The 11,874-nt window shown below is 56.8% G+C and carries 8 protein-coding genes and 1 pseudogene; 4 read left to right on the forward strand and 5 right to left on the reverse strand.

Annotated features, from left to right (window positions below; genetic code table 11):
• Nucleotides 1-40 precede the first annotated feature (40 nt).
• Both AXG89_RS30230 and AXG89_RS30235 read right to left on the reverse strand, forming a co-directional pair.
• Nucleotides 41-526, reverse strand: coding sequence for a DUF3455 domain-containing protein (locus AXG89_RS30230; protein WP_062174046.1), 486 nt, complete (start codon nt 524-526; stop codon nt 41-43).
• A gap of 642 nt (nt 527-1,168) precedes the next feature.
• Entirely contained in the window at nt 1,169-2,527 is a 1,359-nt protein-coding gene (locus AXG89_RS30235; RefSeq protein WP_062172781.1) for an Nramp family divalent metal transporter, read from the reverse strand.
• 250 nt (nt 2,528-2,777) lie between these two features.
• Here AXG89_RS30235 and mntR point away from each other — a divergent pair, with 250 nt between their 5' ends.
• Nucleotides 2,778-3,221: a manganese-binding transcriptional regulator MntR gene (gene mntR / locus AXG89_RS30240; RefSeq protein ID WP_062172779.1), complete on the forward strand. Its 444-nt coding sequence runs from the start codon at nt 2,778-2,780 to the stop codon at nt 3,219-3,221.
• A gap of 432 nt (nt 3,222-3,653) precedes the next feature.
• Here mntR and AXG89_RS30245 read toward each other — a convergent pair whose 3' ends face one another.
• On the reverse strand, nt 3,654-5,309 hold the full coding sequence (locus AXG89_RS30245; protein WP_062172777.1) for a methyl-accepting chemotaxis protein: 1,656 nt from the start codon (nt 5,307-5,309) through the stop codon (nt 3,654-3,656).
• Nucleotides 5,310-5,974: 665 nt separating this feature from the next.
• On the opposite strand from AXG89_RS30245, the gene corA reads away from it, so the two are divergent.
• Together corA and AXG89_RS43660 are read left to right on the forward strand one after the other, a co-directional pair.
• Nucleotides 5,975-6,946, forward strand: a complete 972-nt coding sequence (corA, locus tag AXG89_RS30255; RefSeq protein ID WP_062172773.1) for a magnesium/cobalt transporter CorA — start codon at nt 5,975-5,977, stop codon at nt 6,944-6,946.
• An 812-nt stretch (nt 6,947-7,758) separates the two neighbouring features.
• Nucleotides 7,759-7,986 (forward strand): annotated as a pseudogene (locus AXG89_RS43660) (Tn3 family transposase); the annotation flags it as partial.
• A 71-nt stretch (nt 7,987-8,057) separates the two neighbouring features.
• On the opposite strand, the gene AXG89_RS30265 reads toward AXG89_RS43660, so the two are convergent.
• A complete protein-coding gene (locus AXG89_RS30265) occupies nt 8,058-8,966 on the reverse strand; it encodes an NADP-dependent oxidoreductase (protein WP_062172772.1) in 909 nt (302 codons plus the stop codon).
• Nucleotides 8,963-10,150 (reverse strand): TCR/Tet family MFS transporter, encoded by a 1,188-nt coding sequence (locus tag AXG89_RS30270; protein WP_062172770.1) that lies wholly within the window; start codon nt 10,148-10,150, stop codon nt 8,963-8,965. The genes AXG89_RS30265 and AXG89_RS30270 overlap by 4 nt, the downstream gene beginning before the upstream one ends.
• A gap of 135 nt (nt 10,151-10,285) precedes the next feature.
• On the opposite strand from AXG89_RS30270, the gene AXG89_RS30275 reads away from it, so the two are divergent.
• Entirely contained in the window at nt 10,286-10,918 is a 633-nt protein-coding gene (locus AXG89_RS30275; RefSeq protein WP_062172768.1) for a TetR/AcrR family transcriptional regulator, read from the forward strand.
• Nucleotides 10,919-11,874 lie beyond the last annotated feature (956 nt).

An 11,874-nucleotide genomic window follows, 5' to 3' on the forward strand; every position in this document is an offset into this window, starting at 1 on the left:
ATCGGATATTACACGATGCTTTCGATTACGGGCTGCTGGCTTATTCTGCCTTCCAGAAAATGTAGTCTGCCTGGTAGGCAACTGTGTCGCGACGGCCGCGTGTTTCAGCGGCGCAGGGGGACTTCGGCGCAACGCCGCCGGTGAGCGCGACGCGCTGGATATACGCCACGCCGCTCATCGCGCCCGTACCCGTGGCGGGGTTCGCCTTGACCAACTGAAACGGCAGGTTCCCCGGGCCGGACGGAGCGATTGCCTGCTGCGTGCCGGTCAGTTTGGACCCGTCCTTCGCCTCCCACGTTGCGGGCGGCCCATAGTAGGTGCCGACCTGCTTGCCGGACCGATCTTTCAACGCGGCCTTGGGCCCGATAAACGTCCATTCCACGGTGCCGGGAGCATTGGCCTTGTCCTTACACTCGTAGGTTATTTCGCCCATGCCCACGGTTTCCATCGCGACTTTATGCCCTGCAGGGACTTTAACGGAGTCGGGCAAAGAATCTTGCGAAAAGCTCGGTGAGTGTGTGTCCATCGCGCTGCAACCGGAAAGCAGCCCTGCGGCGACTAGCGTGACGGCAACGGATGACTGGAGCAACGAGTGATGATTCATGTTCTTTCTCCGACAAGAGCAACGCGTGGGTGTGGCGGGTTGAGAATCAACCGCATAAGGGGCGGTTGCTGGTACTACACGCGAAGAATCGGGTCGGATGCAGTCAGGCGAAAAAATATTCTAGGTTGAGCGCGTCTGAATCATTTTGGCTGGGTCGCGCCGTCGTGTTGATGATTCTCTGGTTGCTGTGCTGCAGGTATGCAAGGAGGCACGACGTGCGCTGCGACTGCACATTGCCGTGAATGTGGCTAGCGATTCCGGTCGTTGGCGATCGACGGACCGAAACCCGTGACCGCCCTACCGGAACGGCCCATAGGTTTCCGCTTGGCGATCGCGTTGCGCATGTTCTCAAAAATGGACGGTAGCCCGTTTCTTTTTGAAGTAAAGACAACGCCCACGCACCGCACATGCATGCCAAAATTAATAGAGGTCCTCGGCTGGAGTCAATATGCGATCGCTCATCACCAGACGCCCGGGCTTTCGGCATGAATGTGTTGTGATAGCCGCCTCGCGCTTTGTCTAATGACCCGAATGAGGTCTGGCGTCGAACGTCTTCAATATTCATCAACTTAATAACGTGTCATATAACAACTTGAAGTTCAAGACAAGGATGATTCCGCCTACGGCCCATGACAAAGCTGTGATCAACTTGGGGACCACAAACTTCCCCATCTTTTGTCGATCGGTTACGAACCGTACGAGTGGAATGATCGCGAACGGCAGTTGCATCGATAGAACGACTTGGCTTAATACGAGGAGTTGAGCAGTGCCCTTTTCACCATAAATTGCGGTGACTATCACTACAGGAACGATGGCGATGCCGCGGGTAAGCAAACGGCGAGCCCAGTTCGGGATGCGAAGGCGCAAGAAACCTTCCATCACAATCTGTCCTGCCAGCGTCGCGGTCACCGTCGAATTGATACCCGATGCAAGCAGCGCGATTGCGAAGAGGGTCGACGCGATTCCAAGGCCCAGGAGCGGGGACAACAGCTTGAATGCCTGGCCAATCTCAGCGACGTCGGTATGTCCGCTGCCATGAAAGGCCGCAGCGGCCACAATAAGGATCGCCGCGTTTATAAACAAAGCGAGCATAAGCGCAATCGTGCTATCGGCCACGGCCCACTTGATTGCGTCGCGCCGACCAGCATCGTTTCGTTCGTAGGACCGGGTCTGCACGATCGATGAATGAAGATAAAGGTTATGCGGCATCACCGTGGCGCCGATAATGCCGATCGCCACGTAGAGCATCTCGTGATTGGTCACGATCTCGGCTTTCGGAATGAAACCGTGCAGTACCGCCGCGACCGGGGGTGCCGCCGCAAAGATTTGAATGCCGAAGCAGACCGCAATCACAACCAGAAGGGCAATGACAAAAGCCTCGAGAAACCGAAAGCCTCTGTTCATCAACAGCAACAATAGAAAAGCATCGAGTGCGGTGAGCAGTGCTCCGGCTACAAGGGGGATGCCGAACAACAACTGCAATGCGATGGCCGTACCAATGACTTCCGCCAGATCACACGCAACAATCGCAATTTCACACGCAAGCCAGAGCATGATGTTGACAGGGCGCGAATAATGGTCGCGGCACGCCTGAGCAAGGTCGCGCCCCGTCACAATACCAAGCCGCGCCGATAGCGCCTGCAACAAAATTGCCATCAAATTCGACAGCAGAATGACCGAAAGCAGGGTGTAACCAAACTGCGCGCCACCAGCTAAATCAGTCGCCCAATTGCCGGGATCCATGTAGCCGACCGAGATCATATAACCGGGACCCATGAATGCAAGCAACCGCCTTATCCAATGGCCGCCCTGGGGCACGTGGATCGAAGCATTAACTTCGCGCAGACTTGGCTGAAAATCCTCGTCCGGCCTGGAAAATTTCCAGGCGGATCGGGAATTCGAAGTGCTCCTCGGATCTGACATTTAAGTTTCCCGATGAATTTCGCAAAGTTGCCGGCGACCGCCGTTTCTACGATATGTCTCTACTATATACCCTTTGCTATACTTATTTAGCGAAGCGAGTCGCACCTCGGGCCGGCCGATCCATATCTCACCGAGGGCACGGATTCGCCAATGTGGGGTTAGCCCTTGGTGAAGAAATTTAAGCATGTGCTATAAAAGCTAAAAGACGTTGCATTGGCAAATCAAAAACATCGGCAAGGACACCAAACATATGCGTCAGTTTGCGCCGCGTGAGAAACCGCTGATTGACGCCGATAGGCATTCGGAAGCGTTCCGCCAGACGCGTGAGGCGAGTCGGATGGCTTTGGTCGAGGACTATGTCGAGCTGATAGCCGATTTAATCGATGACGGCCATGAGGCGCGGCAGGTTGACATCGCTGCGCGGCTCGGCGTAGCGCAGCCGACCGTCGCTAAGATGCTTGCCCGTTTGTCGGAGAAGGGTCTGATCTCTCGGAAGCCCTATCGAGGCGTTTTTCTGACCGATGCAGGTCGTGAGGTCGCGCACCGAAGCCGAGTGCGCCATCAGATCGTCGAGGACTTTCTTCGATCGCTAGGCGTGAGTGCGGAAACGGCTCGGCTCGATGCCGAAGGCATAGAGCATTATGTAAGCGCCGAGACACTCAAGGCATTCCGACGGGCGATAACGAAGCCGTGATAAGGTCCGTCCATTTTGCTCAACCGATGTAAATCACGACGAGAGGCGCAGCAACAGTGCACGTCGATTGCCTGAGCTGGTCGCGCCGGCAATGGCGATGCTAGCCTCGCCTGTGATAGCCGTTCGAGCAAGGCGACAGAGTCGCCCCTGTCGCGATTACCACATTTTTCTGATTCAAATGGTGTGAGGTTCGAGGCATCCCGATAAGTACGGTCCGTACACTAACCGCCAAAAATTGCCACGAAAGATCACTACCCCACGACACAGATTGACCCGCGAAAAAGCGTAGCCGAAACGGTAATTACCGACAAAAGCGGTTCCAAATTCGTTGGTCAGGTAAGCTATCCGCAACACATCGCTGTTGCGCGCTCCGCCACTTTACCGCGACACCCGCAGCATCCTCTAGGCTCAGGAAAACAGCCGCACACAACATCAAACGAGTTGAAACTTTCCGACCAGATGTTTCAATGCATGGGCTTGGTCGTCGAGCGACTGCGCCGCTGCAGTCGCCTGCTCGACCAGCGCCGCGTTTTGCTGCGTGCCCGCGTCCATCTGCGTAACGGCGTGATTGATTTCCTCAAGGCCGCTGCTCTGCTCCGCAGATGCCGCCGAAATTTCCTCCATGATGTCCGTCACGCGCTTGACCGCCTTCACGACTTCTTCCATAGTCGCGCCAGCTTCGTGAGCGAAGGTCGAGCCATCGGAAACACGCGCGACCGATGCATGGATCAAGCCCTTAATCTCCTTCGCCGCGGCCGACGAACGTTGCGCGAGGTTTCGCACTTCCCCCGCGACGACCGCGAATCCACGCCCCTCTTCACCTGCCCGTGCCGCCTCCACGGCAGCGTTGAGCGCAAGAATATTCGTCTGGAATGCAATGCCTTCGATCACCCCGATGATGTCGCCAATGCTCTTCGCGCTCGAATTGATCTGCTCCATGGTCGCCACCACTCGTCCGACCACCACGCCCCCCTTCTCCGCAATCTCCGATGCGTTGTAAGCCAGCGCGCTCGCCTGCTTCGCGTTATCAGCGTTTTGGCGTACGGTGGACGTCAATTCCTCCATGCTCGAAGCCGTCCTTTCAAGCGCGACCGCCTGCTGTTCCGTGCGCTGCGACAAATCCACATTGCCCTGCGAGATTTCGTTGGACGCCGATGCGATCGCTTCCGCGCTGGCCGCGATTTCGCCGACTGTCGTTGATAAATCATGCTGCATGCCCGAGAGCGCATGGAGCAAGCTAGTGTTATCGCGTTTGGCGAGCGCAATTTGGTTGGACAGATCGCCTGCGGCGATCCGGCTCGCGATTTCCACCGCGTAGACGGGTTCGCCGCCAAGTTGTTTGGCAAGCCGCCGCACGACCCATTCGCTGACCGAGACCGCTAGTACGATCAGCAACAGGGTCAACGCGGCCACCATCACAAAAGATGCGTGATAGATGGACGCCGCCGAATCGATGGTCGCTTTCGCCGCGACGCCACGTTGCTCGATGAGCACATTGACGAGCTTTTCGAGTTTTCCCGTCGCCACCAGCAGCGAGACGTCCTGGATACCCACTTGCCAGTTCATCTGCGACAGATCGAGCGGCTGTTCCTTCACCAACTTCACAAAGGCCCGCAGATCGGCGCTCCAGGCCCCAACGCCGGACGCCAGACGCTTCTGGTCGCCCGACGGGTCTGCGTACCCTTGCAGGTCCTGTTGCTCCCGACCGATATCGGCGAGCGCGTGCTCGATGTCGGTGCCGAGTTCGTCGCGTTCCTTCGCAGTCGTCGCCGTAATCAGCATCTTTTGCGAGCGGCTCGCGCGCAGCACGGCGCTGCGTAGTTCTTCGACAGCACGGTTAGCGACATAACCCTCGCGATAAATCGAATCGGTTGAACTGTTAAGGCGGTTGATCTGTGTCAACGCGATCACGCCAATGGCGAGCGTGCCGACTAGCAGCAGCGAAAACGCCACACGAAGCGACGCCCCGACGGACAACGACCGGCCGCTCCTGCCGGCGGCCTTGACTGTAGTCTTGGCGTGGGCTTTGGCGCCCCCTTCGGGAATAAAGCCAGCGCCGCGATTACCCTGTAGCGAAAACGGTTTCATCTATTTAATTTCCTAGATTTGATTGGCATTGCGTGGCCTACTTTTTGGGCGGGGTGCACTGCTACATCAATGGTCTACGGCGGCAAACGGCGCTTCTTTAGATCGTTATTGCATGGATGGGCATTTACAAGGTAATACTGAAAAAGTAGCTACAGCAAGGTTGGTCCCACGCTGGGTTGCGAAAACTGCGCGAGCGCCACGACCTCTGCTTCGGAAAAAAAACTGTTCGCCGGATCATAACGACGGCTTGCCGTGGACGCTTCTTCGCCAGCGCCCCGAAGATCCGCTAGCGCTCAGCCTCGCGGATTAATACAGATTGATTACGCCGATCACCGGTGCGTTGAAGAGCGCTAGCGCGTACGCTGCTGATTTTTTCGACGCCCGAGCCGTAGCGTCTCGCTGCTTGCCGTCATGAGCCCGACCGGGCGCGTCCGACTCGGTGGGTGGCGGATGAGCGCTTCGATATGCGCATAGGAAGCAACAATAAAGATCAGCCAGACCAAGCGATCGCCAAACGCGGCAACAGGATAGAGGCTTCCATCACCAAGGACAGATTGGCTGTTGGACATGTACTATCAGGAGCCGTCAATCTCGATTCTTTGAGCGCCTTAACTAAACCTTCAGTGATCCCCCAAATGAAACGAGACGATGTAAAGGAGAAACCGATGGCCATGGTCGTCAACAGCGTTGCTTACCGAGCAGGTAAGCGTTTAAGCGACGTCACCATCGACGATATCAGTGAGGTTGTAAAAGAACCTGACACTTTCGTCTGGGTTGGCCTCTGGCAGCCTGATGACACTTTCTTGCGAAAGATTCAGGAAGAGTTTGGCTTGCATGACCTCGCAATCGAGGATGCACTCACCGCCCACCAGCGTCCCAAAATCGAGGTGTATGGCGATTCGCTTTTCATTGTCATCAAAACCGCACAATTGGTGGATGGTGAAGTGCAGTACGGCGAAACCCACCTTTTTGTGGGAAAGAATTTTCTCGTGACAGTCAGGCACGGCGCTTCTTCAAGCTACGCTGCTATTCGCACACGCGTCGAGGAAAATCCAAAGCTGCTTAGCAAGGGCCCCGGGTATGCGCTGTATTCCGTGCTTGATTTTGTCGTCGACAACTACCGCCCAATTGTCAGTCAGTTCGAAGAACAGTTCGATGCGCTCGAGGCGGACATGTTCACATCCGATTTCGACCAGGCGGCGGTTGAGAAATTGTATGACCTCCGGCGTCATCTACTTAAGTTACGCAATGCCGCCATTCCGATGGACGACATATGCAATCAACTGATTCGGTTCCACGAGGACACTATTCCAAAAGATTTGCGCGCCTACGTACGCGATGTCCAGGATCATGCGCATCAGGTAATCACCACGACTGAAGATATGCGCGAGATGCTGACAAACGCTATGCATGTCAACTTAGCCCTTGTGTCCGTCAGGCAGAACGAAGTGGTCAAGCGACTCGCGGGCTGGGCGGCAATACTTGCCGTGCCAACTTTGATATTTAGTATGTACGGGATGAATTTTGAATGGATGCCGGAGTTGAAAACTATGTGGGGTTACCCCGTGACCTTATTTGTCACGGTGACTGGTTGCGCTACCCTTTACTGGAGGCTCAAAAGTGCCGGTTGGGTGTGAAAGATGATTGGACTCCTAACCGACGTTGATCGCCCCATGACTGATTGCATTACATGTGAAAAGGCGAGCGCAAAGCGATTGGTGCCGGCTAGCTAATAGAGTTCGCTGGGAGTAGATGGTGACTGCTCGAACCAAAATGCGCTTGAAAGGCGAGGGTTTGGTACTGCTTGTGGCGATCGCGGTGCTCGAGGTATTCGACATCTCAACAGCCATATTTTTTTGGAATCAAGTATTCAAGCGTGCCGTTGCTCGATGTCATCACCTTTCATGCCATGTGATCGCTTTGATCCAGACATGGATTTTGATAGACGCTCGCTGCGCCTTCGAAACCGGGGTGCATCGGAGTTACATCAAATGTGTCGGAACGCCGCCAGAACTCATCTGCTTCTCACGAAATTGTCCACGACGCTGGCTGGTCGCGATATATGCGCATTTGCATACGGAACTGCTATATGCCGACGCTGACTTATCGGTGAGGAGCGCCGCTCGGGACACGCCATTCTGGGCAATACAGTGTCGTGCGCCATGTGCCATGTGCCGCGTCAGCACCACAACCCCCTACTGCCTATCGCCACTTTTGGTTCGCATCAAAGATGAGGCGCTCAGTCAACAGCCGGTGAAGGTTGAAGAGCGCGAATACCGTATGGCGGCTTGTTGCAGCACTTCCGGCCATCGCACCGGCACACATTTGAAGATGAGGCCGCGACCCGGTACTGCGTCGTCCTGCAAAAAGAGCGACCGTTTTCACATTTGCAAATTCAGGCGGGAAGTCGGGCCATTGCGATAAGACGGCTTATCGCGAGCGTGCACGAATGGTTGTGTTGTGGAACACGATCTACTTAGAGGCGAAGCCGCCTAAAACCAATTGCGGGGAAAAGGTTACGTGTTCAAGGAAGCAGACATGGCACGACTGTCGCCGCTGTTGAACGAGCCACATTAACATGCTGGGGCGGTATTCGTTTTCGATGCCCGATGCCGTGGCCAAGCGCGAATGCGACCCCTACGAGATCCGGCAGTCACCGACTCATGAAAAGGCTTAATCCAGTTTCCGTTCCACTGCGCCTTAACCCCAATCTGCCGAACCCGAAAATAATTGCGCGTTAAAGCCCAGCTAGCCGTCGATGAAAATAATGAGCTTGCCTGTAACCCGCCCTTTGGCACTGACTTCTTGCGCCTCCGCAGTTTGCTCAAGCGGATAGGTCTGTTCCACACGTAAGCGGAAAAGGCCCTCTGAACAAAGTTGTGCCACATCAGCGAAAATCTTTTCCGGGTCCTTTGGAGGCCCATGAGAAAACTTCGCGCCATATTGCTCGGCCGAGAAATCTGCGACGGAGAGGACATGTGAAGGATCGCCGACGATCTCGATCAATTCCGGGATAACCCCCGAACCGACGAGATCGAGGGCGGCGCCGACGCCCTGCGGCGCAAGCGTCCTGACACGTTCCGCCAGTCCTGATCCGTAGGTCGTGGGGATGGCGCCGAGGTCGCGCAGATAGTCATGCTTCGGCGCGCTCGCCGTACCAATGACGTTGATCCCGCGCAGGCGCGCGAGCTGGAGAACGGCCGAACCAATTCCGCCCGCGGCGCCGCTGACAAGCAGCGTTTGACCGGCTTTCACGCCAACTTCATCGAGGGCGCGCGTCGCCGTGTCGACGATCACCGGAAGCCCGGCCGCCACGTCGAACGACAGATCTTCTGGCTTTTGAGCCCAATGCGTGAGAACCGCATATTGCGCCATCGTGTTCTCGCCGAAGCCGAAGACGGCGTCTCCGATCGCGACGTTGGAAACACCCGGCCCGACCTCATCCACAACGCCCGACGCCTCGACGCCAAAGCCCGAGGGAAAAGTCACCTCCTCGAACGCGCGGTATTGTCCGTCCCGACGTTTCCAGTCCGAGGGATTTACCCCGGCAGCCCGGACCGCGATCCGGACTTGCCCGGGACCGGCGTGCGGCTCATCGACGTTGACAACCTGAACGACCTCCGGGCCTCCATATTCACTGAACTGAGCTGCTTTCATGCGGTTTTCCTTTCGGTTTGAAACCCCAAGCCGAGCACGAGGGGGATAGCGAGCGCGTTGACGACCACCGCCGAGAGCCAGATCGCCCCCGGCCAGTGTTCGCGAACGACGAAGTAGAAGGTCGAGAACACGAGCGGCCCGACGATTGATGCAAGGCTGACGGCCGACGCCAGGACTCCCTGCAACTGGCCCTGCCGGCTGTCGTCGACGAGGCGCGTAGAAAGGGACTGCAGTGCTGGAGTTCCGATGCCCGCGAGGGCAAAGACCGGCATGATCGCGAAGACCATCCAGCCTTGCGTGGCGAAAGCCATGACGATCAGCGCGACGCAGGCTCCAGCGATTCCGGTCAGCACGGTCCGGCGCTCTCCAAGCAGCTTGACGGCGGGGCCGGGCAGAAAGGCCTGCGCCAGCGACTGGCAGACACCGAAGGCCCCCAACGACAGACCGATCCAGAGGCCGTTCCACCGGAACACGTCATTGCCCCAGAGCGCCCAGCAGACGCCGTACACTTCGCCCGTGGCGCTTAAGACGAAAAAGGTGGCAACGACAGGGATCAAGGCCTTCATCGAGAACACCCATCGCAATGGGCGCAGCGGATTAAGCGCGGCGAGGTCGATCTTCTTGCGGCTTGGCGTGCGTGACTCCGGAAGAACGAATAGCGCGAGCAACAGATTGCCCGCGTTCAGCACCGCAGCGGCGATGAACGGGAGCCTAAGCCAGTAGTCGCCGAGAACGCCGCCGAGGACCGGGCCAACGATGAAGCCAATGCCGAACATGGCATTGAACAGGCCGAAGCGCCGCGCGCGTGTATCTTCCGGCGAAACGTCGGTGATGTAGGCGGTTGCAACGGAGATATTGGCGCTGGTCAGTCCGGCGATGGAGCGGCCGACAAACAGCAGCCAGAGGTACGGCGCAACTGCCATCACCAAGTAATTGATGGCCGCCCCGGCGAGAGAGATCAGTAGCACTGGGCGGCGACCGAGCCGATCGCTCAATGCGCCGAGCACCGGTGCGAAGACAAATTGCATGGCTGCGTAGAGCGCGGTCAGGACGCCGAGATAGGGCGCAACGTTGCCGGCATGGGTCACGTCCTCGATCAGCCGCGGCAGGATGGGAAAGATTAAGCCGATCCCGACCGCATCGAGACAAATGGCGGTGTAGATCACAACCAGGGGCTTGTTCACGGTCGCCGCCCGCCGATGCGCAATCTGCCCAACGTCAGATCAATCACCGGCAACCTCAGCTTAATTTCGACCGCATGATTGACAATACTAGATATAAACATATACTGAGTATATTTTTAAGAAAACGATAAGTCAATGCTCTCTGATCGCCGATCGCGTAAGCGCCTCGCCACGCGGCAAGGTATCTCCAATGCCGCTACGCGCCTCTTCCTGGAGCGGGGCTTCGATGATGTGACGGTGGATGAGATCGCGGCAGCGGCCGACGTCGGGCGAATGACCGTGTTCAACCACTTCCCCCGCAAGGAAGACATGTTCTTCGATCGTGACGAAGAGGCGCGCGAGGTATTGCGAGAAGCCCTTCGGCAGCGCGACCCCGGCGTCGCGCCGATCGAAGCGTACCGACTGCTCGCGCATCGGCTGATCGCCGAACGACATCCCGCCGTTGAATTTTCCGTGCGAAGCCAAGGCTTCATCGCGACGATCGAGCGCAGCGAAACCCTCAAGGCCCGCGCCAGAGGAATACGCGACGAGATCGCACATGTCGTCACGGCGGCGCTGGCTGAATGCGTAGGGCGCGAAGCCGAAGATTCCGACGCTTACTTCGCGGCCAATGTGCTGCTGGCAACGTGGACCGCCGCCTTCATACAGGGACACCGAACCTTTCGACAGAGCCGAGACTCAGTGGCAGCAAATGCCGCCTTTCTTGCGATTGTCAACAAGGGCGCCATCGGCCTGAAAGCTGCAATGGCAGGCTCGCCTTACGGTTGAACCACCACCATCTGCATGTTCCCAATCTATCCGTTATCGGCGGGACTAGACCGAAGTCGTGCGCCGAACCTTCAGGAAATGCTCAAGCAGCGTCTCGCGCGATAGCGGCCATACACTCGCGCAACCACTGATGGGCGAAGTCCGAAGAGAGCCGCAGATGCCACGATTGAAACATCGTCATCGGTGGAATAGCGAACGGCAGAGGAAATACCCCGAGGTTCATGGTCTTGACGCCCCACAGGGCGACGATACGGGGAGCCGTCGCGAGATAATTTGACGTTGCCGCAAGCGCGAGGGCGGCCAAAGTGTCCGGTACGATCAGGGGTACACGGCGAACAATATACGCGGCCGCCAAAATCTCATCTATCGGCCGTAGGCGCGCCCGCGCCGAGACGCCACCACATGATTGCCGTTGGCATAGGCTTGCAGGGTGACCTTCTCCATCAATATGGAATGGTTTGCGCGACCAGCGCAAACAAATGCGTCCTCCATAAGCTGTTCGGTGCAGATCTCAGGACCCATGCTGCCCCCCGGCGCCGATATCGAGGTCCACCGAACCATCACGAAGAGGAGCAATGTGTTCCTCCCTGACGGCGAACGATCGGTATATTATACCCGTCTCGCTTTGTATACGGCATAAATTTCCCTTTTGAGTTACATTTTGTGAGATTAAACCCTCCAAGATGGATTCTCCGGAAGATTACGAACGGTAATCTGCCAACGGAAGCAGCCCTTTGCTAAATCCTCTTATGTCATCGAACAGCGTGCGCTGACGCACAGATGATGTCGTATTATTTGCCTGTACATCAGCGTGACGAGAAGTAATTAATACCTGATTTGTCTTTTTGTCTTGGTCGGCTTAAGTGCGCGCGTAAGTTGGGAAACGCTCCCCTAAGCCGGGAAATTTCTATTCGCCTTAACAATTAACACGCATAAAAGCACGATCTTCAGTTTCA

Source organism: Burkholderia sp. PAMC 26561, assembly GCF_001557535.2.
In the GTDB taxonomy this organism is placed as follows: domain Bacteria; phylum Pseudomonadota; class Gammaproteobacteria; order Burkholderiales; family Burkholderiaceae; genus Caballeronia.

Coding starts and splice junctions, on each gene's coding strand:
- AXG89_RS30245 (WP_062172777.1), bottom strand. CDS start 5,309: ATGAAACCGTTTTCGCTACAGGGTAATCGCGGCGCTGGCTTTATTCCC.
- AXG89_RS30235 (WP_062172781.1), bottom strand. CDS start 2,527: ATGTCAGATCCGAGGAGCACTTCGAATTCCCGATCCGCCTGGAAATTT.
- AXG89_RS30275 (WP_062172768.1), top strand. CDS start 10,286: ATGCTCTCTGATCGCCGATCGCGTAAGCGCCTCGCCACGCGGCAAGGT.
- AXG89_RS30230 (WP_062174046.1), bottom strand. CDS start 526: ATGGACACACACTCACCGAGCTTTTCGCAAGATTCTTTGCCCGACTCC.
- mntR (WP_062172779.1), top strand. CDS start 2,778: ATGCGTCAGTTTGCGCCGCGTGAGAAACCGCTGATTGACGCCGATAGG.
- AXG89_RS30265 (WP_062172772.1), bottom strand. CDS start 8,966: ATGAAAGCAGCTCAGTTCAGTGAATATGGAGGCCCGGAGGTCGTTCAG.
- corA (WP_062172773.1), top strand. CDS start 5,975: ATGGCCATGGTCGTCAACAGCGTTGCTTACCGAGCAGGTAAGCGTTTA.